General features: G+C 31.7%; 22 protein-coding genes. 13 read left to right on the top strand and 9 right to left on the bottom strand.

Annotation, left to right across the window (positions count from 1 at the left end):
- Window positions 1-50 precede the first annotated feature (50 nt).
- The 7 genes from guaB to Q0663_RS12215 all read right to left on the bottom strand — a co-directional run bounded on the left by guaB (window position 51) and on the right by Q0663_RS12215 (window position 7,333).
- Complete coding sequence (gene guaB / locus Q0663_RS12245) at window positions 51-1,526, bottom strand: IMP dehydrogenase (RefSeq protein WP_299011507.1); 1,476 nt, start codon at window positions 1,524-1,526, stop codon at window positions 51-53.
- 77 nt (window positions 1,527-1,603) lie between these two features.
- On the bottom strand, window positions 1,604-2,098 hold the full coding sequence (locus Q0663_RS12240) for a hypothetical protein (RefSeq protein WP_299011505.1): 495 nt from the start codon (window positions 2,096-2,098) through the stop codon (window positions 1,604-1,606).
- The gene (locus Q0663_RS12235) at window positions 2,099-2,635 is read right to left on the bottom strand and encodes an FMN-binding protein (RefSeq protein WP_299011503.1); all 537 of its coding nucleotides are present in this window, start codon (window positions 2,633-2,635) and stop codon (window positions 2,099-2,101) included.
- A gap of 97 nt (window positions 2,636-2,732) precedes the next feature.
- Window positions 2,733-3,929: a porin gene (locus tag Q0663_RS12230; protein ID WP_299011501.1), complete on the bottom strand. Its 1,197-nt coding sequence runs from the start codon at window positions 3,927-3,929 to the stop codon at window positions 2,733-2,735.
- Window positions 3,930-4,071: 142 nt separating this feature from the next.
- On the bottom strand, window positions 4,072-5,625 hold the full coding sequence (locus tag Q0663_RS12225) for a bifunctional metallophosphatase/5'-nucleotidase (protein ID WP_299011499.1): 1,554 nt from the start codon (window positions 5,623-5,625) through the stop codon (window positions 4,072-4,074).
- 37 nt (window positions 5,626-5,662) lie between these two features.
- Complete coding sequence (locus tag Q0663_RS12220) at window positions 5,663-6,469, bottom strand: hypothetical protein (protein ID WP_299011497.1); 807 nt, start codon at window positions 6,467-6,469, stop codon at window positions 5,663-5,665.
- A gap of 6 nt (window positions 6,470-6,475) precedes the next feature.
- Window positions 6,476-7,333, bottom strand: coding sequence for a hydroxymethylglutaryl-CoA lyase (locus Q0663_RS12215; RefSeq protein ID WP_028892520.1), 858 nt, complete (start codon window positions 7,331-7,333; stop codon window positions 6,476-6,478).
- 190 nt (window positions 7,334-7,523) lie between these two features.
- On the opposite strand from Q0663_RS12215, the gene Q0663_RS12210 reads away from it, so the two are divergent.
- The 4 genes from Q0663_RS12210 to Q0663_RS12195 are packed head-to-tail and all read left to right on the top strand — an operon-like array spanning window position 7,524 to window position 10,429.
- Window positions 7,524-8,099: an RNA polymerase sigma factor gene (locus Q0663_RS12210; RefSeq protein WP_299011488.1), complete on the top strand. Its 576-nt coding sequence runs from the start codon at window positions 7,524-7,526 to the stop codon at window positions 8,097-8,099.
- Window positions 8,089-8,619 (top strand): hypothetical protein, encoded by a 531-nt coding sequence (locus tag Q0663_RS12205; RefSeq protein ID WP_299011484.1) that lies wholly within the window; start codon window positions 8,089-8,091, stop codon window positions 8,617-8,619. Before Q0663_RS12210 ends, Q0663_RS12205 begins: the two co-directional genes overlap by 11 nt.
- Complete coding sequence (locus Q0663_RS12200) at window positions 8,606-9,679, top strand: hypothetical protein (protein ID WP_299011482.1); 1,074 nt, start codon at window positions 8,606-8,608, stop codon at window positions 9,677-9,679. The genes Q0663_RS12205 and Q0663_RS12200 overlap by 14 nt, the downstream gene beginning before the upstream one ends.
- A gap of 21 nt (window positions 9,680-9,700) precedes the next feature.
- Window positions 9,701-10,429, top strand: coding sequence for a head GIN domain-containing protein (locus Q0663_RS12195; protein ID WP_299011480.1), 729 nt, complete (start codon window positions 9,701-9,703; stop codon window positions 10,427-10,429).
- A 76-nt stretch (window positions 10,430-10,505) separates the two neighbouring features.
- Here the strand turns inward: Q0663_RS12195 and Q0663_RS12190 are convergent, their stop codons facing one another.
- On the bottom strand, window positions 10,506-13,145 hold the full coding sequence (locus tag Q0663_RS12190) for a valine--tRNA ligase (protein WP_299011640.1): 2,640 nt from the start codon (window positions 13,143-13,145) through the stop codon (window positions 10,506-10,508).
- Window positions 13,146-13,332: 187 nt separating this feature from the next.
- On the opposite strand from Q0663_RS12190, the gene Q0663_RS12185 reads away from it, so the two are divergent.
- Window positions 13,333-13,737 (top strand): DUF1573 domain-containing protein, encoded by a 405-nt coding sequence (locus Q0663_RS12185; protein WP_299011478.1) that lies wholly within the window; start codon window positions 13,333-13,335, stop codon window positions 13,735-13,737.
- Window positions 13,738-13,792: 55 nt separating this feature from the next.
- Here Q0663_RS12185 and Q0663_RS12180 read toward each other — a convergent pair whose 3' ends face one another.
- The gene (locus Q0663_RS12180; protein WP_299011475.1) at window positions 13,793-15,133 is read right to left on the bottom strand and encodes an aspartyl protease family protein; all 1,341 of its coding nucleotides are present in this window, start codon (window positions 15,131-15,133) and stop codon (window positions 13,793-13,795) included.
- Between the two features lie 157 nt (window positions 15,134-15,290).
- On the opposite strand from Q0663_RS12180, the gene Q0663_RS12175 reads away from it, so the two are divergent.
- The 8 genes from Q0663_RS12175 to lipA all read left to right on the top strand — a co-directional run bounded on the left by Q0663_RS12175 (window position 15,291) and on the right by lipA (window position 21,899).
- Window positions 15,291-16,481 (top strand): pyridoxal phosphate-dependent aminotransferase, encoded by a 1,191-nt coding sequence (locus Q0663_RS12175; protein WP_299011473.1) that lies wholly within the window; start codon window positions 15,291-15,293, stop codon window positions 16,479-16,481.
- On the top strand, window positions 16,482-17,492 hold the full coding sequence (murB, locus tag Q0663_RS12170) for a UDP-N-acetylmuramate dehydrogenase (RefSeq protein ID WP_299011471.1): 1,011 nt from the start codon (window positions 16,482-16,484) through the stop codon (window positions 17,490-17,492).
- Window positions 17,493-17,685: 193 nt separating this feature from the next.
- Complete coding sequence (locus tag Q0663_RS12165; RefSeq protein ID WP_028892532.1) at window positions 17,686-17,889, top strand: hypothetical protein; 204 nt, start codon at window positions 17,686-17,688, stop codon at window positions 17,887-17,889.
- Between the two features lie 30 nt (window positions 17,890-17,919).
- On the top strand, window positions 17,920-19,023 hold the full coding sequence (locus tag Q0663_RS12160; protein ID WP_299011469.1) for a glycosyltransferase: 1,104 nt from the start codon (window positions 17,920-17,922) through the stop codon (window positions 19,021-19,023).
- The gene (locus tag Q0663_RS12155; protein ID WP_299011467.1) at window positions 19,014-19,577 is read left to right on the top strand and encodes a sigma-70 family RNA polymerase sigma factor; all 564 of its coding nucleotides are present in this window, start codon (window positions 19,014-19,016) and stop codon (window positions 19,575-19,577) included. The genes Q0663_RS12160 and Q0663_RS12155 overlap by 10 nt, the downstream gene beginning before the upstream one ends.
- Window positions 19,578-19,605: 28 nt before the next feature.
- Window positions 19,606-19,746 carry a hypothetical protein gene (locus Q0663_RS12150; RefSeq protein WP_299011465.1) on the top strand — a complete coding sequence of 47 codons (141 nt, stop codon included), beginning with the start codon at window positions 19,606-19,608 and terminating at the stop codon, window positions 19,744-19,746.
- Between the two features lie 15 nt (window positions 19,747-19,761).
- The gene (locus Q0663_RS12145) at window positions 19,762-20,991 is read left to right on the top strand and encodes an Nramp family divalent metal transporter (RefSeq protein ID WP_299011460.1); all 1,230 of its coding nucleotides are present in this window, start codon (window positions 19,762-19,764) and stop codon (window positions 20,989-20,991) included.
- A 38-nt stretch (window positions 20,992-21,029) separates the two neighbouring features.
- On the top strand, window positions 21,030-21,899 hold the full coding sequence (lipA, locus tag Q0663_RS12140; protein ID WP_047789490.1) for a lipoyl synthase: 870 nt from the start codon (window positions 21,030-21,032) through the stop codon (window positions 21,897-21,899).
- Window positions 21,900-22,110 lie beyond the last annotated feature (211 nt).

Here is a 22,110-nt window from a genome sequence, read left to right as displayed (position 1 = left end):
AATTTAATTATTAACAGAGTTTGAGTTTTATTGCGATTATTTTACCAGAATTATCTTCTACTGTAATTAGGTGCTTCTTTAGTAATTGCTACATCGTGTGGGTGACTTTCGTTAATTCCGCTTGCAGTAATACGGATAAATCTTCCTGTATTTTTTAGTGTTTCAATGTCTTTTGCTCCACAGTATCCCATTCCTGCACGTAATCCACCTACAAACTGATGAATACTTTCTTGTAATTCTCCTTTGTAAGCAACACGTCCTACAATTCCTTCTGGAACTAACTTTTTAATATCGTCTTCTACATCTTGGAAATAACGATCTTTTGAACCTTGTTTCATGGCTTCAACAGATCCCATTCCACGGTACGATTTGAATTTTCTTCCTTCGTAAATAATGGTTTCTCCTGGAGATTCTTTGGTTCCTGCTAATAATGAACCTAACATTACACAGTCTGCTCCAGCCGCAACAGCTTTTGGAATATCACCTGTATAACGAATACCTCCATCAGCAATTACAGGAACTCCACTTCCTTTAATAGCTTCTGCAACTTCTAACACTGCTGAAAATTGTGGGAATCCTACCCCAGCAACTACACGAGTTGTACAAATAGATCCTGGTCCTATTCCTACTTTTACTGCATCTGCTCCAGCTTCTACTAAATATTTAGCTGCTTCTGGTGTTGCAATGTTCCCTACAACAACATCTAATTCAGGGAATTTAGTTTTTACTTCTTTTAATACAGAAACCACTCCTTTGGTATGTCCGTGAGCTGTATCAATTATCACAGCATCTACCCCTGCATTTACTAAGGCTTCTGCTCTATCAACTGCATCGTGCGTTACACCTAACGCTGCAGCTACTCGTAAACGTCCATATGAGTCTTTATTAGCTATTGGTTTTTGTGTAAGCTTTGTAATATCTCTAAAAGTAATTAATCCTACTAGCTTATCATCGTCATTAACAACAGGTAACTTTTCTATTTTGTTTTCTTGCAAGATAACTTCAGCATCTTTTAAAGAAGTTCCTTCTGCAACTGTTACTAAGTTTTCAGAGGTCATAACTTCAACAATAGGACGCTCGTTATTTTTTTCGAAACGCAAATCACGATTCGTTACAATTCCTACTAATTTTCCTGCTTCATCAACAATTGGAATACCTCCAATTTTATGCTCACGCATTGCTTGTTTAGCATCTAAAACGATTGCACTTAACGACAAAGTAATCGGATCGATTATCATTCCGCTTTCTGCACGTTTAACTTTGCGAACCTCAAGAGCTTGTTGCTCTATTGTCATGTTTTTATGCAACACGCCTATTCCTCCTTCTCTTGCAATAGCAATTGCCATAGCAGATTCGGTTACCGTATCCATAGCTGCTGATACTATTGGAACATTGATTGTTATGTTTCTTGTAAACTTTGTTTGGATTGAAACTTCTCTTGGAAGTACTTCTGAGTAGGCAGGAACTAATAAAACGTCGTCGTACGTTAATCCTTCACCTAATATTTTATTTTGATGAGCTTGCATATGCAATCAATTTAGTGTGTTGTTAATTAATTGCATGCAAATATACTACAAAATATATAATATCGGTTAATTTAACGTTAGTCTTTTTTTGATACTAAAATCGACTTTATAATAAAGAATGAAGAGAGTATGTAAGTAGTTGTCATAAAAAAGCCAGAAACCATTACTATGTATTTCATCCACGTAATACCTGTCCACATTAAATAGATACCACCAAAAGTACAAACTACCGAAACAAAAGGCTCAATCATTAAAAATAATTTAAGTTTCATTCCAATACTTGTTGTAGATAAAATAATTGCCAATAAAAAGAAAATTACTGAAATTGATAATATATGGTTGTGTACCAATGTTTTTATTTCTCCTTCAGATTTTTTAAACATCATTTTGGTAGCTTCTTCATCGTCTTCGTTTCCTAAATAACGCTCTTGAATTCCTTTAGAACTCGCATTGGTGGTGTCATTTACAAATGAAAGCCCACCAAAATAGCCTATACTTAACGTGGCTACAAAAACAATTATTAAAAATTTTATTTCTCTAGGAAACTGATGAATAACTCCGTGTACTTGCATTTATAATACCTTATTTTGATGAAGAACTGCTAAATTTTGAAGAAATGTATTTACCGCAATAGTCATTGAAGATGCTGAAATTGTTGCTCCTGAAATTGCCATTATATCTTTTTCATATTGTAAGGCGTCTGTAGAAGTTTTTCCGTTAAATTGTTTTAACCAACGCTTACTTCCTATTTCTCCGCCATAATCTTCGCGGTAAATCAATATTTTAGTTTTTACTATAATTAAGTTTTTATCTAATAAGATTAAATAATCGAACTCATCTGTTTTACTCGGAGCTTTATCTACATAAGCATACCCTATTAGTTCGTTCTTTACATGAATTTTAAAAAGCTTATCCTCTTCAATTTTTCGAACTAATAAATCGTTTACATTTTTTGAAATCTTTATTTCCTCTAGATTAAAAGTCTCTACCTCAAAAGTATTATTTATTTCTTTTGTTACTTTTTTTTGTACATTTTTAGGAATGACAAACGACAGCAAGCCAAAAGAAGCTACAAATAATAAAAAAGGAAAAAATAGTTGTTTTCTCATGTTACAAAAATATTGGAATTAGTCTAAATAAAAAACAAAAAACGAACCAAATTAACATAATTTGATTCGTTTTTTATAGGATATGTTTCTGGTTATATTAGAACCAAACTCCGAAACCTAAGTTTAATTGCTTAATTGTTTGGCTACCTGATACTGCATCATTTTTAAGCTGGTAATCTGCTTTAAATGCAGCTCCTGGTGCTACTTTATACGTTAACCCAAACGTCCACTCATCACGATCGTAAGCTAAGTTTTTAACAGTTCCTTCAGCTACAGAGGCGTGTGTGTTATAATCTTCGTAACGTGCAAAAGCATGTAATTGTTGCTTTTTATCTTGCGGTAATAAGTTATATGCTGCTTCTAAATACCAACCTTGTAATGCGCTTCCTAAATCTGGACGAACAATTTCTCCATCTCCATTAGTGTACTCATAAAAGTCATTGTATTCTTTAGCGTCTGATATACTAGCATGGATAAACTGACCGCGTGCTGTAAAACGTTGGTACGCATAACGAGCATCTAAACCAACCATAGCAATTCCTACATCAGCTCCTTCTAAATCTTCTACATCGTTTTCAGATTGTGTTCTTCCAAAGTATCCTGATAAACCTAAACGTAAACCTGGTAATCCGTAATAATCTACTTTACCAGAAACATTGATATTGTTCATCATAGATTCTGCTCCTTTTTGACGTCCACTACGGAATCCGTCTTTTCCTCCTAAAAACTTACCGTCGTTTTCAGATTTGAATCCGTTAAACATATAAGCTTGGTAACGTAAAGAAGCTGCATCCCATTTACCAGAAACCCCTAAACCTAATTCTCTCCATGTAGATGGAACGATAGATTTATCCATACTTGGTCTTTCTACTCCGTTAAAGGTAGTTGGTTCGTGGTATTCGTTAACAATACCCATTGGTACTAACATTAAACCTGCGCGTAAGTTTACATTATCAGCAATAGTATATTGTAAGAAAGCTTGCTCTACATATACTTCTTTTACGTGTTCAAATTCAATTTCAGTTACGAATTGAGTTCTTTCATTAAACTTGTACCCGAAAAGCATTACTAATCTATGAACATCTAGTTTAGCGTTTTCACCAGTTGCTCTGTTTAAATGTGCTTCTGCATACCCCCCAACTGTAAGTCCTTGTTGACTTAAGTTTGAAGATAATAGACGTTGCGCAGCATTCTGCTGAGTTTGCGGGTTAGTTGGAATACTATCAGTTGGAGCCGTTTGCGCTGTTGCAAATAATGATACTCCTGCTAATAAACCGAAAAATACTTTTTTCATTTTATTTAGATTAATTTTAAACTAATTTTGTTTTACGACCGCAAAATTAGTAGAGATAATCAATCTAACAAATTTTATTAAGATTTATTTTAAATAAAATTTAACAGTTTTTAGTATTCGCTTAACATACAATAAATTAAGCCTAATCTCCTTTAAAAAGATTAACAACAGCTTTACGTATGTCGTATGCTATTTCTTCTTTTTTAGGTGTATAAATACTTATAACTCCTTCGCTTTTGTCTGAAAGCATAGGTATATCAAGTCCTCTTAACAAATAGTCTGAAAAGGCAACTGTATAGACTTTATCTTCTTGAAGCTTTCCATTTTTAAGTATCCATTCTTCATTTTCTTTCTTAGCATTGAATCGTTGTAAGTAGGCACCTGTTCCTGAAGCAGCTTCTCCAAAGTCTAACACTTCTTTCAATAAACTGCCTTTGATTTCTACTTTTAAAACTTCTCCGCCATAAGGTAAAACTCTAAAAATATCAACAGCATTAACCTCTCCTGCCAAAACATCATCTATCCTAACAGAACCTCCATTAACGAGTGCACAGTCAACTTCATTATTATAAGCTAAACTCATAGACTCTGCTATAATCTTTCCCATATTGGTTTGAACACTTCTAATAGTACTTTCTCTTGCATCTAATGGTTCTTTAGCAGTATATAAAACTTCATAAGGATTTGATACCACTTCTTGAATTTTATTTTGCAAAACAACCTGCCATTTATCAACTACATCTTGTACTTTTTTATTTGAAGCTATCGAGTCATTAATCTCTTTTAACTCTGACTTAAATTGAGTTTTCTTAGTTGCTGGATCATATTCAAACCTATGAATATAAGCTGTTTTAGCATTTGCATCGGCTTTCGCAATTACTACCTCTCCTACTTTATCGTAGCTATTTGTGTGTTCATGTCCTCCCATTATTAAAGGTACATTAGGTAATAATTTTGCTATTTCTTTGTCTTGCGTTAGCGAAGCATGAGTTAAACCGATAACTATATCAACATTGTCTTTAATCTCATTATATGCACGTTTTATTTCTTCGTACATATCTCCATAGTGTACATAACTCTTAGGGTTAGAAGGAATACAAACACTTATAAAACCTACTTTTAATTTTGTTCCATCTGGATTTACAAATTCTTTTATGTAAGAATCTTTTAAGCTTTGCTTTTCTCCATCAATAGTTTTATGAAAATATGAGTGTTCACCATTTATATTATGTAAAACGTTAGCCGAAATCCATTCAAAATTACTTTCGTTCAATCTTGCTTGCAAATGGGTGTAACTTAAATCGAACTCATGATTACCAAAAGCAACCACATCAAAATTCATTGCATTCATTACTTCTACCATTTGCTTACCTCTAACTCGTTCTCCATTATGTCTCATGGTTCCTATTAAAGAAGGCGATAAAAAGTCTCCTGCCAACACTAGCATCGTTTGCTCATTTTCTTTAAGTAAATCTTGGTGTACTGTTTCTACCCTAGCCATTCCTCCATATTTACCTCCTTGTATTGGAGCTATTTCATATACATCGTTTAACTGAAGAATCGTAAAATACGTTTTATCAGCATCCTTTGTAAACTGATATTTGTTTGTAGAAGTGTTAGCTGTTTTTTTATTAGTGTTACAACTAACTATAAATAAGGTGATAAAAAGTACTAAAAGGATTCTAATCTGTTTCATTTGATTTTACTTTGATAAAGAAATCAAATTTACAAATTTAGTGAAGATATTGACGTGTATTTTGTCGAATCATTCTTCTGTATTCTACCAACTCTGGAAATTGGTAAAAGAAGTTGATTTTCTTATGTGCGATCGTTCTAGGTTTTTTAATCTTTGGTCTTAATACAAAAGCCGTCCAGCTTTCCACAATATCTTCTTCTGGGCTTTCGGCAGCATAATCTGTTAAAAATTCTGTACGATTGTTTAAATACAAATCATATAACTTTTCAACACAGTTCGCTTCGGTATAACAATATTTACGCTGAATTACATCCCAACGATTTAACAACGCTCCTTTCCAAAACAAATTAACAAACCTATTTATGTAGCTATTTTTATACGCCTCTCCTTCCAAAGTTAAATATAGCTCACCTTCGTCTTGTAGTTTTTTATCGGTAGGGCGTATTTGTGTTCTGTTTAAGGTAAGTAAATGTCCGAATTCGTGCACTAAAGTGTAAACAGACTCGTGAAGTCTTTTTTTATCTTTAGAATAAAAGTTAACATCATTAACGTCTATTTCTAGTTGCCATTTGTCATTTTTTGAACTCAAGGCCACCAAAGCTCCTGTTTTTTCATCAATTCCATCCGTCATTAAAACAATTCGCTTGATGTATTTTTTGGTTAACTCTTGAGGAAAAATTCTATTAAATTCATTCCAATAATAAATTGCCAGTTGATCGTTTTTAGATCTATTTCGTATTATCTCTCCATTTTTCACACTCCATGTACCTATTCTTTCACTATCTGTAGCTTGAGAAAAGGCTGAAAAAAAGAAAAAAAGAAAAATAATATGTATTAATTTCATAATCTTTTAAAAAACTTCAAGTGCTTTATTATAGGCACTTTCAAAACTCATTGGTTTTATATTGGTTTCAACTTTATTTGCGGTAAAATACGACAGTAATTTTTCTGTAGGCATATTACCTGTCAATTCATCTTTAGCCATTGGGCAGCCTCCATACCCTTTTATAGCTCCATCAAAACGTCTACAACCTGCTTTAAAAGCGCTATCTACTTTTTCGTGCCATTTTGTTGGAGTTGTATGAAGATGTGCTCCGAATTCTATTTGAGGATAACTAGGTATTAAGTTTGAAAATAAATAATCTATATCTTCAGGTGTTGAACTTCCAATGGTATCTGACAAAGATAATATCTTAACACCTAAGTTAGAAAGTTTCTCTGTCCACTCACCTACAATCTCCACGTTCCAAGGGTCACCATAAGGATTCCCAAACCCCATTGATAAATACGCTACTACCTCTTTATTTGTTCTATTAGCTATCGTTAAAACTTCTTTTAACGTATCAATAGATTGTTCTATTGTTTTATGTGTATTACGCATTTGAAAGTTTTCAGAAATTGAGAAAGGGTATCCTAAATAATCAATTTCTTCAAACTGTGATGCATCATTTGCACCACGTACGTTAGCTATAATCGCTAAAAGTTTACTTGTAGTAGATGATAAATCTAATTTTGACAAAACCTCTGCGGTATCTCTCATTTGAGGTATTGCTTTTGGTGATACAAAACTTCCAAAATCTATCGTATCAAACCCCACCTTTAACAGTGAGTTGATGTATTTTGCCTTGGCCTCTGTAGGAATAAAATGACTTTTAATTCCTTGCATTGCATCTCTTGGGCATTCAATAATTTTAACACTGTTAACCATTGTGTCAAATATACATATTTTGATTCATTTTTTTACTTAGCATTACTTACGCAACTTTAATAAAAAAACATACCACCAACCTTTTAACTATCAATAAAATACATATAAAAAAAGCTAGAATCTTAAAAAAAATCTATTTTTATTGAAACAAACTGTCACAATTTAAAAGTTGAATTGTCTCTAGTATAGAATGATTTCATTGGAGTCGCAGAAAACACATATCAACCAACTAATCGAACGCTGTAAGAAAAACGATAGCACTGCACAAATGCAGGTGTATCAAAGCTATTATAAAGCTATGTATAACACATCGTATCGTATTTTAAAAGACGAATTCGAGGCTGAAGATTTAATTCAAGAAGCATTTTTAACTGCTTTTACAAAATTAAATTCTTTTAAAGGTGAAGTTACTTTTGGATCTTGGTTAAAGCGAATCGTTATTAATAAAAGTTTAACCCAACTAAAAAAAACAACCCGATATGATGAAGTTAAAATGGATGTGATTCCTAATTATGAAATCGAAGAAGTTGAAATAGATTATAGCTCACTTGAAGTACAAAGAGTATTAAGTTGTTTGCAAAGTTTAAAAGATAATTACAGAATTGTATTGACTTTGAACTTAATTGAAGGCTATGATTATGAAGAAATAGCTCAGATATTGAATTATACTAATGAAAATGTGCGCACAACAATATCAAGAGCTAAAAAGAAATTAAAACAAGTATTGGTTAACGATACTAATAAAACACAAGGATATGGAGGATAAACTACATCAATTTTTTAAAGAAAATGATTTCGATGTTTTTGAACCTCATCAAGGACATTTAGAACGTTTTCAGCGTAAACTAGAAAATCCGAAGAGAAATAAAAAACCTTCAATTTTCTGGATGAGTATAGCGGCATCAACTGTATTAATGCTAGGTTTTTACCTTGGTAATTACCAACAACAAAAAACGTATACACTAGCCGATGTTTCACCTAAAATGGCTGAGGCTCAAAACTTTTTTGTTACAACTATAAATCAAGAGTTACGAGAAGTTGAACAATATAGAAATTTAGATACCGAAACAGTTATTGAAGACTCTTTAAATGAAATTGAAGAATTAGAAGACCAATACAACTCTCTTGAAAAAGAGCTTTCTAAAAAAGAAAACAAACGTCAAATCATCCGAGAAATGATACAAAATTATCAACAACGATTAGATGTATTAGAAAGACTTCTTTTACAGTTAGAGCAATTACAAAACCCAGCAAAATTACAATTATTAGACGATGAAATTATATAAACTACTTTTCTTATTCTTACTTATTCCTACCGTTCTTATCGCTAACGATAGAAAACACGAAAAAAGTAAGAACATTAGCAAAACGTTTAACGTTAATAAAAACGCTACCTTATACATTAATAATAAATATGGAAATGTAAACGTAACTACATGGAATGAAAATCGTATTGAAATCAATGTTAAAATAACTGTAAAAGGTGATGATCTTTCAAGTGTTGAACGTAAACTAAAAGACATTAACATTCAGTTTGAAGCTACTTCCAATTTAGTAGAAGCTAGAACAATTATAGAAAAAAGTAAATCTTCTTGGTCTTGGTGGGGAAGCAAAAACACCAATTATAAAATTAATTATTCGGTAAGAATGCCTATTACTAACAATGCTGACTTACACAATAAGTATGGAGACATTTATTTATTAGATGAACTTGAAGGAAAATCGAATATTAACTGTGATTATGGTAAAATTCAAATCGACCAACTGTTAAACAGCAACAATAATATTAGCTTAGATTATTGCGGTACTTCTGAAATCAATTACATGAAATCAGGAAATCTTAATGTTGATTATTCAAAATTAAAAATTAGAAAATCTAACAACTTAAAAGTAAGTGCAGATTATTCAACTATAAAAATTGGTAAGGCTACTGATGTTACATTTAATAGCGATTATGGAAGTATTTCTGCAGAAGAGATTTCTAACCTAACTGGAAACTCTGATTACGCTAGTGTCAAAATAGGTACACTTAAAAAGAACTTAAAAATTAATAGCGATTATGGCGGAATTAGAGTTCAAAACATTGCTAAAGGATTTGATAACATTACTATTGACGGAAACTATGCTAGTATCAAATTAGGAACCAACAGCAATAATAACTTTAATTTCAACATCGACTTATCTTATGCTAGTTTTGGCTATCCTGATAACAATGTAGAGCTATACAAAAGCATCAAAAAAACATCTAAAAAATACTATGAAGGTACTTTTGGTAAAGGAAATTCGAATTCAAAGATCACCATTAAATCTAACTATGGTGGTGTTTCTTTAAAACTAAATGATTAACCAACTTAAAATTATATTATTATGAAAAAATTAGTAATTATCTTACTTACCCTTACTTTCAGCTTACAATCTCAAGCACAAAGTTGGTGGAATACTAAAAAAGTAAGAGGAAACGGAAAAGTTACTACAGAAACACGAAATGTCGGTTCTTTTGACAAAGTAAGTCTAGGAGGTTCATTCGATGTTTATTTAGTTGATGGTGTTGAAGGTGAATTAACAATTGAAGGAGAAGAAAATGTTTTAAAACATGTTGAAACTGAAGTTAAAAATGGAAAACTTCACCTTGGTTTTAAAGACAACACCAATATTCGCATGACTAAGAAATTAACAATTACAGTTCCTTTTGAAAACCTTGAGTCTGTTTCTTTGGGTGGTTCAGGAAATATAATTACCAAAAAGCGTATTAAAGCTGATGAAGTAGATTTCGCCCTTGGAGGTTCTGGAAATATTGTAGCCAATGTAGATGCCAACACTGTTAATACGTCAATTGGAGGCTCTGGAAATATTAAATTAAAAGGAAAAACTGACTATTTAAAATGTTCAATTGGAGGTTCAGGAGATGTGAAAGCGTACGAATTAGACACCAATTCTTTAAAAGCTAGTATTGCAGGATCAGGTGATGTGCAAATTTCAGTTAAAAATAAAATTAAAGCAACTGTCGTTGGATCTGGAAATATTTACTACAAAGGAAACCCTACCCAAATATATAGTAACTCTTTAGGTTCTGGAGACGTGGTTGACAAAAACTAAACTCATTATAAACTAACTACAATAAAAAAACCGCTGTTTACAAACAGCGGTTTTTTTATTATTCTAAATTGTTAATCTATTGTAACGAAGCTAAACTCGCTTTAATCGTTTCAATTTTAGCTAAGGTGTCTGACTCTTTTTTACGTTCTAACGTAATCACCTGCTCAGGAGCATTACTTACAAAACGTTCATTAGACAACTTCTTTTGAATTCCTGTTAAGAACCCTTCTGCTCGTTTTAATTCGGCATTTAACTTAGTTATTTCCGCTTCTACATCAATGGTATCTAATGAAATTGGAACAAAATATTCATTTGACTTCACACGGAAAGATACTGCTCCGTCAACTTTATCAGAAACATAACTAATTTCTGAAGCATTCGTTAACTTTTGAATTACTACATCAAACTCTTTGGTGAAGTTTTCGTTATTTACAACTGATAATTCGATAGCATCTTTAAACGAAATATTTTTATTTTTTCTAATCGTTCTTATTCCTGAAACCACACCTGTTGCAAACTCAAAATTTGTAATTAATTCTTCATTTGTTTCTCCAACCGTTGGGTATTTAGCAATAATTAAAGCATCTTCTGGAGTTCTTTCAGTAATATGTTGCCAGATTTCCTCTGTTAAGAAAGGCATAAATGGATGCAATACTTTTAAGTTATTCTCTAATACTTCTATTACAGCTTTGTATGTTTTAGCATCAATCGGTTGTTGGTATCCTGGTTTTACAATTTCTAATAACCATGATGAAAAATCATCAGTAATTAATTTATAAATTGCCATTAACGCATCTGATAAACGATACTTACTAAAGTGATCTTCTATTTCTAACAACACTTTATTAAACTTAGCTTCATACCAAGCTAATCCTATTTTAGCTGTTTCTGGTTGCGCTAAACTTTCATCTATTTCCCAACCTTTAATTAAACGGAAGGTATTCCAAATTTTGTTTGCAAACCCTTTTCCTTGTTGACATAAATCTTCATCAAATAATAAATCGTTTCCAGCCGCTGCACTTAATAATAACCCTACACGAACTCCGTCAGCACCAAAATCTTCAATTAACTTTAAAGCATCTGGTGAGTTTCCTAATGATTTACTCATTTTTCTACGTTGCTTATCACGTACTAATCCTGTTAGGTATACGTTTTCAAACGGACGTTCATCTTTGCATTCATATCCAGCAATAATCATACGTGCTACCCAAAAGAATAAAATATCTGGTCCGGTAACTAAATCGTTGGTTGGATAGTAATACTTGATTTCTTCATTCTCAGGATTGCGAATTCCGTCAAAAACACTTATTGGCCATAACCAAGAAGAAAACCACGTGTCTAACGCATCTGGATCTTGTTTTAAGTCAGAAGCAGTTAATGATGTATTTCCTGTTTTTTCTTGAGCTAATTTAACTGCATCTTCAATATTTTCAGCTACTACAAAGTCTTCTTTTCCATCTCCAAAATAGAAAGCAGGAATTTGTTGTCCCCACCATAACTGACGAGAAATATTCCAATCACGAATATTTTCCATCCAGTGACGATATGTGTTTTCAAACTTTTTTGGGAATAACTTCACCTCTCTATCTTCACCCAAAACAGCTTCGATAGCTGGTTTAACTAGCTCTTCCATTTTTAAGAACCACTGATCTGATAATCTTGGTTCAATCACTGCTTTAGTTCTCTCAGAAGTACCTACTTTGTTGGTATGAACCTCAGTTTTTACTAAAAACCCTTTTTCTTCTAATTCTTTGGTAATTTCTTTACGAACTACAAAACGATCTTTTCCTTCGTAATGTAACCCGAATGAATTTAAGGTAGCATCTTCATTAAAGATATCTATTACCTCTAGGTTGTGCTTATCTCCTAAAGCTTTATCATTTTCATCATGTGCAGGGGTTACTTTTAAACACCCTGTACCAAATTCAACATCTACATATTCATCTTCAATAATTGGAATTTCTCTATTACAAAGAGGAACAATAGCTTTCTTACCTTTTAAATGAGTAAAACGCTCATCATTAGGATTAATACAAATAGCTGTATCTCCTAAAATAGTTTCAGGACGTGTTGTTGCTATAATTACTTTTTCATCAGAGTCAACAATATCATACTGTAAGTAATATAAATTTCCTTGACGCTCTTCATAAATAACTTCTTCATCAGAAAGTGTAGTTTTTGCCTCAGGATCCCAATTTACCATACGGTATCCGCGGTAAATTAATCCTTTGTTATATAAATCTACAAATACTTTAATTACTGATTCTGACAATGCAGGATCCATCGTAAATGCAGTACGTTCCCAATCACAAGAAGCTCCTAACTTTTTTAACTGATCTAAAATGATACCTCCATACTCATTTTTCCATTCCCAAGCATGTGCCAAGAATTCTTCACGAGTTAAATCATTTTTATCAATACCTTGCTCTTTTAGTTTTGCTACCACTTTTGCTTCTGTAGCAATCGAAGCATGATCGGTACCAGGAACCCAACATGCATTTTTTCCTTGTAAACGAGCACGACGAATTAATACATCTTGAATGGTATTATTTAACATATGCCCCATGTGCAACACTCCTGTGACGTTTGGTGGAGGTATTACTATTGTGTATGGTTCTCTTTCATCTACTTCAGAATGAAAATAGTTGTGTTTCATCCAGTAATCGTACCACTTACCTTCTACTTCTTTAGAATTGTATTTTGATGGAATATTCATATATGTTAAAATATCTTGTTTTGCCCACTTGCTAAATAAATTAGCTTTTGGCATTGTTTTTGAAAATTGATTAGCAAAAATACAACTATCTATGAGGTACAGAAAATTAGAAGTTGTTTTTTTAATATCTTAAATAAATAATACTAAATTTGTACTGGTTTATACCTCTAAAATTAATTTTAACATTATGAAAACAATTTTATCATTTGTCGCTGTTTTCTTTATTACGTTAACAGTAAGCGCTCAAGAATTTAAATTTGAAACTGAAACAATCGACTACGGTAAAGTAGCTCTTGGGTCTGAAGGAAAACGTGTATTTGAATTCACTAACGTAGGAGATGCTCCTTTAATTATAAAAGATATTATTTCTACTTGTGGGTGTACAGTACCATCTAAGCCTGAAAAACCAATCATGCCAGGAGAAAAAGGAGAAATTGAAGTTTCTTACGATACTAAAAAACCAGGTGGTTTTTCTAAAGCTATTACCATTATTTCTAACGCTAAGAAAAGTAGAAAATTAGTGAAAATTAAAGGATTTATCTCAAAAGATGCAACACCAACCAAAGAAAAAAGCACTGTAAGTGATAGCTAAAAACTACACTTAATAAAATATAAAAAGCTCAACTAAATTTAGTTGAGCTTTTTATTTATATACGCTGTTCTAATTTAAATTCAAACTTTAGCTTTATTCCTGCCCTTTCAACTTCTATCCTTATTTTTTTTCCTGGTTTGGTATGAAACATCTCTATAATTTCATTTAAATGATATTCATGTGCTGCTTTACCGTTAATCTTTTTTATAACATCATCTACTTTAAGTCCTGCTTTATCTGCAGGAGAATTTTCTACAATCTTATCTATTTTATACTTTGGCTTAAACTGATAAAAATAGCTACTAACAAACGATATTACATTGTTTTTCGGAGTTTGATTGGTTGGATTATAACTATCAGTGAATTTAATAGGTTTTTGTTCTTTTATTAATTCTTGTCCGTCATAAGCAATATGTAAACCACTCATATTATAGTAAAAACCTGCTTTTAAAGAACCATTCTTTTTTAATACAATCCTTTTGTTAGGATAATCAATCCAAATTTTAAATCGTTTTAAAATAGCACCTCCTATACTTCCGTTTCGTTCTTTAAATTGCCGAGCATTAAATGTTGAAGAAGAATCTAAAAAAGAAACTGTAGGCTCTTCAATTTCAAATTTCCCTATTGTTATTTTTTGTACTCTACTTCTATTTCCATAAATCGTTCCGCTAAAACCTTCTCCAATAACATCTCTAAAAAACTTTTCAGGAGTTTGTAACTCTTCTTTTGTTCCTTCAAACAACCAAATTGCATCGCTTCCACCTGTGTCAATCAACAACTTTACAGGTGTCATCGTGCTTGAATGAGAATTTAACTGAACATAAGTATCTATATAAGGTTTGTTTCGGTAAAATTGTAAAGGGAAACTTTCACAACTTCTACAAATTGACTTTTTGTAAGTTTTCGGGTTGTAAAAATCAATTCTTTTATTGTTATAATTTATTTTTACAATAACATCTTTCAATAAATCATAACCTATTATACCATGAATTGTAGTTCCCATTTTGGCAGAAATATCAAAAGCATCTTTTAAAATAACGTATAATTCTTCATTTGAACTTTTAATATTTTTAATTCTGAACGTATTATTTTTAGACCTTAAAGCTTCTACTGGTTCTCCAGATCCTAGTCCACGAATTAAAATACGTTCTATATCGTTTAAACCAACACTGTCTTGTGATGAGAGGTTAAACAAAATTGTTCTGCTTACCCCAGTATCTAAAATAAACGATAATTGATGTCCGTTAATTTCTAAGGGAATAACAATAAGATTATTTATTAGTTGAAAACTAACCGATTGTTTATCTGTATTATTACCTAAAAAATTAAAATTTTGCTGAGTAAAAACAGACACACTAAAAAATAGTGTTAATGTATATAGTAATAGTTTAGTCAAAAGAACTTGTTTTAAGGTTCTATAGTTAAATATACAATCTTCTATTCGTTTTTTTTCTTTTTTATGATTTTTTTAACCCCTTTTTTCCTTAACAACTCTCTTAATTTATCAAATATATTTTGCAAATTTGCCAATCAAACAACTAATTAATATAAAAATGCCATCAATTTCTAGTAAAGGAAACGCAATGCCTCAATCGCCAATTCGTAAATTGGTTCCTTTTGCTGAGGCTGCTAAAAAGAACGGAACAAAAGTTTATCACTTAAACATTGGTCAACCTGATATTAAAACACCACAAGTTGCTTTAGATGCAGTAAAAAATAATACTATTGAAGTATTATCTTATGCTAGATCTGAAGGTTCTGAAGAGTATAGAACTAAACTTGCTAATTACTATGCTAAAAATGATATTCATGTTACTGCAAATAACATTATTGCTACTACAGGAGGATCAGAAGCTTTACTTTTTAGTATTGGTAGTATTACTGATCCGGGAGATGAAATAATTATACCAGAACCTTTTTATGCAAACTATAATGGTTTCTCTACAGCATCAGGAGTAAAAGTAGTTTCTGTTATTTCTAAAATTGAAAATAATTTTGCGTTACCTGCAATTGAAGATTTTGAGAAGTTAATTACTCCAAAAACTAAAGCAATTTTAATTTGCAACCCTGGAAACCCAACTGGATATTTATACAGTAAAGAAGAAATTGAAAAATTAAAGCAAATTGTATTAAAACACGATTTATTTTTAATTGCTGATGAAGTGTATCGTGAGTTTACGTACGATGGTGAAAAGCACAATTCAGTAATGGCTTTAGAGGGATTAGAACAAAACGCTATTATGATTGATTCTGTTTCGAAGCGTTACAGTATGTGTGGTGCAAGAATTGGTTGTATTGTTTCTAAAAACGAAGAGTTTATAAATACTGCTCTTAAGTTTGCGCAAGCACGTTTAAGCCCACCAACGTATGCTTTAATTGCCAGTGAAGCTGCTTTAGATACTCCTCAAAGTTATTTTGATGAAGTTATAGAAGAATATGAAGATCGTAGAAACACATTAATCACTGAACTACAAAAAATAGACGGTGTAAAAGTTGCCAATCCTAAAGGTGCTTTTTACTGTGTTGCTGAATTACCAGTTAAAGATACTGATGATTTTGCTCAGTGGATTTTAGAAAAATTTAGCGATAATAATGAAACGGTAATGGTAGCTCCTGCAAGTGGATTCTATTCTACCGAAGGTGAAGGAAAAAATCAGGTGCGTATTGCCTATGTTTTAAATAAAACTGATTTAAAACGTTCGGTTGAGATATTAAAAATCGCCTTAGAAAAATATAATAGTTAATTGAATATCAAAGAAAACATATCTTTAAAAGAGTACAACACGTTTGGTATTGATGTAAATGCCAAACGTTTTGTTTCTATTACTTCTGTATACCAACTACAACAGCTTTTAAAAGAGGAAAAAAATCTTTTTTTAATTTCTGGTGGTAGTAACATGTTACTTACCAAAGATATTGAAAACCTAGTTGTACATATTGATATTAAAGGAATTTCTATTGATAGAGAAAACCCTAACAATATTCACCTGACAGTAAATGCTGGTGAAAACTGGCACGAGTTTGTGTTGTGGTGCGTTTCTCAAAACTATGGTGGACTGGAAAACTTATCTCTTATCCCTGGAAATGTAGGTACTTGCCCTATCCAAAATATTGGAGCTTATGGAGTTGAAGTTAAAGATACTATAACCAAAGTAGAAGCTATTGAAATTCAAACAGGAAAACTCGTTTCTTTTTCTGCTGAAGAGTGCCAATTTGGATACCGAAATTCTATTTTTAAAAACGAAGCTAAAGGAAAGTATATATTAACTTCTGTTAGTTTTAAATTAACTAAAAACAATCATAAGCTCAATACTTCTTACGGAGCAATTGAATCTGAGCTATCTTCAAAAGATATTACAAATCCGACTATTAAAGATGTTTCTGACGCTGTTATAGCTATTCGTCAATCAAAATTACCAGATCCTAAAAAAATAGGCAACAGTGGTAGTTTCTTTAAAAATCCTGTGATTTCAAAAGAACATTTTGAAACACTTCAGAAAAAACATCCTAACATTCCTAGTTATATTATTTCTGATACTGAAATTAAAGTACCTGCTGGTTGGTTAATTGAACAAAGCGGATTTAAAGGAAAACGATTTGGCGACTACGGAGTTCACGAAAAGCAAGCCTTAGTTTTAGTAAATTACGGGGATGCCTCAGGAAAAGAAATTTATGAATTGGCGCAAAAAATTCAACATACTATAAAAGATACATTTGATATTAACCTTGAAATAGAAGTTAATATTATTCAATAAGCATATAGTAGAAAAACGCTACCTCTGTTTTAGTTTCACTTATATAAATCTCTTTTAAATTCATACAGGAGAAATAGGAAGTTCGTATCTTTGCAATACAAAACAACACATCATGAAACCTGTAGGTTTAAAATAATTATTTTAAACATTTAAGGTTACATCTGACCATTGAGAAACAATTAAAAACGAACAGATGAAATTAATTTTTGTTACTATAGGATTATTAGCGTTAGCATTTGCTGGAATTGCCATTAAAATTTGGGCAAAAAAAGACGGAGAATTTGCTGGTACTTGTGCTAGTCAAAACCCAATGCTAAACGAAAGTGGTGAAGCTTGCGGATTTTGTGGTAAAACCCCAGACCAGTTCGATACTTGTAGCGAGCCTCAACACAACTAACAGTCTTACTCAACTAACCTTTTTATTTTTATGGTATTTACTATACTGTTCTACACTTTTGTGGTAGCTACGGCTATACAAGTAGTGTATTATATGTTCTTCTGTTCTTTTGCTTTTGAGAAAAGTGAAGAAAAAAACAAAGATGTAAATATCCCTATTTCAGTAATTGTATATACAAAAAACAATGCTGATGTTTTAACTGAATACATTCAATATTTAGTTAGGCAGAAATATCATAATTTTGAAATAGTTCTTGTCAACAACGCTTCTACAGACAATACCTTAGATATCTTAGAAGAACTACAAAAAAAGCACGCTAACTTAAAAATTGTAGATGTAAAAAATACGGAGGCTTTTTGGGGAAACAAAAAGTATGCACTTACTCTTGGTGTGAAAGCTGCTACACATGAACACCTATTGTTTACCGAAATAAGTAGTAATATTTTTTCTGAAGACTGGATTAGTGAAATGTCGAGTAATTTTTCACAAGAAAAATCAATAGTTATTGGTTATCAAAAATTAAAGCGTAAAAAGAATTCGTTCAGTAATGTATTTATACGATTTCATCATTTATTAAACAGCATTCAAACTTTTACTTTTACCAAATTTGGAAATCCGTACAAAGCTACAAACCATAATCTAGCTTACACAAAAAGCGAGTTTTTTAGAGTTAACGGATATATCAATCACGTAAACCTTTTTATTGGTGAAGCCGATTTATTCATAAAAGATGCAGCTACCAAAACCAATACAACCTACTCTATTGATGTAAACAGTTTTGTTAGCGCTAGAAAAAAAGTAACTTTCAAAGAATGGTTTTCTCAACAAAAAAAAGAAACAATCTTAATTTCATTATACAAAATTAAACATCAGCTTTTACTTCGTTTATTCAAAGTTTCGAAAGTAGTATTCTACATTTTAGCTATTTATATCGCTGTAATCAATTGGGTAATTGCCTTGCCAGTTGTAATAGGATATTTCATTTTACAATATGTAGCTTTAGGAAAAGCGGCTTCAAAACTTCAAGAAAAAAACGTAATTCTATTACTGCCTTTCTTAGATATTTGTTTCGTATTAGTACAAATTAGTATATTTATAACAAACCAAATTTCGAAACCAAAACATTGGAAATAAATCAAGAAAAAGTACTTCACAATATTCAGCAAGCAAAAAAAGGAAATCAAATAGCTTTTAATTATTTGTTAGACACTTTTTGGGGAAACGTTTACGCTTTTCAATTAAAACAAACTCAGAATGAGAATGACGCTGAAGATATTACCATTCAAACTTTTTCTAAAGCTTTTGATAAAATTGAAACTTTTGATGAAAACTATCGATTTAAAACTTGGTTGATTACCATTTCTAAAAACGTATATATCGATTTTCTTCGTAAGAAAAAATCTTCTATTTATACTCAAACTACTGAAGAACAAGAAAAAGAGGTGTATGCTGTTGTTGATGACGCCCCCTCACCAGAGGATAAAATTATTACGGAACAAAACTTGGCTAAACTTCTAAAAGACATTAAAAAACTAAAACCAAAATATCAAGAAGTTATCAATCTTCGTTATTTTCAGGAATTGAGTTATAAAGAAATTTCTAAGCAAATTAACGAGCCTATTAACAATGTTAAAGTTAAATTATTGCGTGCAAAAAAATTATTAGCTGAAATAATAAAGAAATCATAAATTGCAAGAACATTAAAATCAAAAACTTATGATTTTACAGTTTCATGCAAACGCAAAAAACGTATACAAAAAAGAACTCTATAAAAAGCTTCGATTAAAAAGAGGAAGAAAAGAGCATGTAAGCGCTATTTTAAGAAAACTAAGAAATAGTGATTATCTAAACTTTTAAACCTTCTCTTTTCTCATGAAAAAATCCCTCTTAAGTTTATTAGGTCCTGGAATATTATTCGCTGGAGCTGCCATTGGTGTTTCGCACTTAGTACAATCTACAAGAGCTGGTGCCGATTTTGGCTTTGGTTTACTTTGGGCGCTTCTCCTAGTTCATATTTTTAAATATCCTTTCTTTCAATTCGGGCCACGCTATGCTGCTGCAACCGGAGAAACGCTGTTAGATGGCTACAAAAAACTAGGCAAAGGCGTTTTAATAAGTTACTATATTTTAAATTTTGCTACCATGTTTACCGTTCAAGCTGCTGTAACGATTGTTACCGCGAGTTTGGCAGCTAATCTCTTTGGTTTTTCACACGATTTGGTTGCATGGTCATTAGCAATCATGCTAGTTAGTATTCTTTTTTTAGGAGTTGGCAAGTATACTTTTTTAGATAATTTAATGAAGTATATCATAGCCATTTTAACTGTAAGCACCATTGTTGCTGTAGCTATAGCCTTATTTAAAACTGAAAAAGGATTCAGCTTTCAACAAATTATTCCTAGCGGAACAGCACAAGTAACTTTTTTAATTGCCTTTTTAGGGTGGATGCCTGCCCCATTAGATATTTCTATTTGGCATTCATTATGGTCGGTTGAAAAAGACAAAACTACTTTTGTAAAAATAAAGCCTAAACAAGCCATTTTTGATTTTAATGTTGGCTATATTGGAGCCTTATTTTTAGGAGTTTGTTTTGTTATGTTAGGTGCTTTAGTTATGCATCAATCAGGAGAATCATTCTCTAGTAAAGGAACTATTTTTGCTTCTCAACTAATCAATTTATACACAAAAAACTTAGGAGAATTTTCTTCTGTATTTATTGGTGTTGCAGCTTTTACAACTATGTTTAGTACTACTATTACAACATTAGATGCTTCACCAAGAGCTATGGAAAAATCTTCTTTTTTACTTTTTCCGAGAACAACAAGAACAATAAAATTAGGCTACTGGTTTTGGTTACTACTGTTAACGCTTGGAACCTCTGTTATTTTATATTGTTTTTTAAGTGATATGGTATTTCTTGTACGAATAGCCACAGTTTTATCTTTTTTAACAGCTCCGTTTTATGCTATTCTCAACTATATCTTAATTACTGGTAAGCATACGCCAAAAAAGTACAGACCAAATATTGGTTTACGCATTTTCAGTCTTATAGGTATTGTTTTTTTGTTCGGATTTAGTATTTGGTTTTTACTTAGTTTATAAATCTTTTCTTCGTAAATTTGCAGTTCAATTTTTATGGAATGGCAAACGAAACTGTAGCAACACCAGAAAGAACGAAAAAACCAAAATGGTTACGTGTAAAATTACCTGTAGGAAAAAAATACACGGAACTAAGAGGACTTGTTGATAAATATAAATTAAACACTATTTGTACCAGTGGAAGCTGTCCAAACATGGGTGAATGTTGGGGAGAAGGTACTGCTACCTTTATGATTTTAGGTAACATCTGTACACGTTCATGTGGGTTTTGTGGTGTTAAAACTGGACGTCCAGACACCGTTGAATGGGATGAACCTGAAAAAGTAGCTCGTTCTATTAAATTAATGAATATTAAACATGCGGTAATTACCTCTGTTGACCGTGATGATTTAAAAGATGGAGGTTCTATTATTTGGTCTGAAACAGTACAGGCTATTCGTAGAGCTAATCCGAATACTACTTTAGAAACTCTTATTCCTGATTTTCAAGGAAACGAAAAATTAATAGACCGTATTATTGAAGTAGCTCCTGAAGTTGTTTCTCACAATATGGAAACGGTACGTCGCTTAACTCGTGAAGTTCGTATTCAAGCAAAATATGATCGTAGCTTGGGGGTTTTAAAATACCTAAAAGAAAACGGAATGCGTACTAAATCTGGAATTATGCTTGGTTTAGGCGAAACAGAAGATGAAGTAATACAAACCATGAAAGACTTACGTAATGTTGGATTGGATGTTATTACTATCGGTCAATATTTACAACCTAGTAAAAAACACTTACCTGTTAAGGAATTTATAACACCAGAACAATTCAAAAAATACGAAACATTAGGGTTAGAAATGGGCTTTATGTATGTAGAAAGTGGTGCCTTAGTACGTTCATCGTATAAAGCACACAAACACGCTAGCTAACCTTAAATTAAAATATCCTTAACTTTTTAACGGTTTAACGTTAAAAAAATGTCAAATAATTAAAAATTAAATAAAGTACCGCTTTTTATTTATAATTTTGGCACAGATATTGGAAACAACAATACCGTAAGCAAGTAACATTGTTTTCATTGTGTAAATTATTTGAATTAGTTGATTAACAAAGAAGCCCGCTCAAATTGAGCGGGCTTCC

Source organism: uncultured Tenacibaculum sp., assembly GCF_947504135.1.
GTDB lineage: Bacteria > Bacteroidota > Bacteroidia > Flavobacteriales > Flavobacteriaceae > Polaribacter.
Note: the sequence above shows the minus strand (reverse complement) of the source record. Positions and strands in the feature narration are given on the sequence as shown.

Bases quoted from the DNA above. Each gene is read 5' to 3' on its own strand.
- guaB (WP_299011507.1), bottom strand. From the start codon at position 1,526: ATGCAAGCTCATCAAAATAAAATATTAGGTGAAGGATTAACGTACGAC.
- Q0663_RS12240 (WP_299011505.1), bottom strand. From the start codon at position 2,098: ATGCAAGTACACGGAGTTATTCATCAGTTTCCTAGAGAAATAAAATTT.
- Q0663_RS12235 (WP_299011503.1), bottom strand. From the start codon at position 2,635: ATGAGAAAACAACTATTTTTTCCTTTTTTATTATTTGTAGCTTCTTTT.
- Q0663_RS12230 (WP_299011501.1), bottom strand. From the start codon at position 3,929: ATGAAAAAAGTATTTTTCGGTTTATTAGCAGGAGTATCATTATTTGCA.
- Q0663_RS12225 (WP_299011499.1), bottom strand. From the start codon at position 5,625: ATGAAACAGATTAGAATCCTTTTAGTACTTTTTATCACCTTATTTATA.
- Q0663_RS12220 (WP_299011497.1), bottom strand. From the start codon at position 6,469: ATGAAATTAATACATATTATTTTTCTTTTTTTCTTTTTTTCAGCCTTT.
- Q0663_RS12215 (WP_028892520.1), bottom strand. From the start codon at position 7,333: ATGGTTAACAGTGTTAAAATTATTGAATGCCCAAGAGATGCAATGCAA.
- Q0663_RS12210 (WP_299011488.1), top strand. From the start codon at position 7,524: ATGATTTCATTGGAGTCGCAGAAAACACATATCAACCAACTAATCGAA.
- Q0663_RS12205 (WP_299011484.1), top strand. From the start codon at position 8,089: ATGGAGGATAAACTACATCAATTTTTTAAAGAAAATGATTTCGATGTT.
- Q0663_RS12200 (WP_299011482.1), top strand. From the start codon at position 8,606: ATGAAATTATATAAACTACTTTTCTTATTCTTACTTATTCCTACCGTT.
- Q0663_RS12195 (WP_299011480.1), top strand. From the start codon at position 9,701: ATGAAAAAATTAGTAATTATCTTACTTACCCTTACTTTCAGCTTACAA.
- Q0663_RS12190 (WP_299011640.1), bottom strand. From the start codon at position 13,145: ATGAATATTCCATCAAAATACAATTCTAAAGAAGTAGAAGGTAAGTGG.
- Q0663_RS12185 (WP_299011478.1), top strand. From the start codon at position 13,333: ATGAAAACAATTTTATCATTTGTCGCTGTTTTCTTTATTACGTTAACA.
- Q0663_RS12175 (WP_299011473.1), top strand. From the start codon at position 15,291: ATGCCATCAATTTCTAGTAAAGGAAACGCAATGCCTCAATCGCCAATT.
- Q0663_RS12165 (WP_028892532.1), top strand. From the start codon at position 17,686: ATGAAATTAATTTTTGTTACTATAGGATTATTAGCGTTAGCATTTGCT.
- Q0663_RS12160 (WP_299011469.1), top strand. From the start codon at position 17,920: ATGGTATTTACTATACTGTTCTACACTTTTGTGGTAGCTACGGCTATA.
- Q0663_RS12150 (WP_299011465.1), top strand. From the start codon at position 19,606: ATGATTTTACAGTTTCATGCAAACGCAAAAAACGTATACAAAAAAGAA.
- Q0663_RS12145 (WP_299011460.1), top strand. From the start codon at position 19,762: ATGAAAAAATCCCTCTTAAGTTTATTAGGTCCTGGAATATTATTCGCT.
- lipA (WP_047789490.1), top strand. From the start codon at position 21,030: ATGGCAAACGAAACTGTAGCAACACCAGAAAGAACGAAAAAACCAAAA.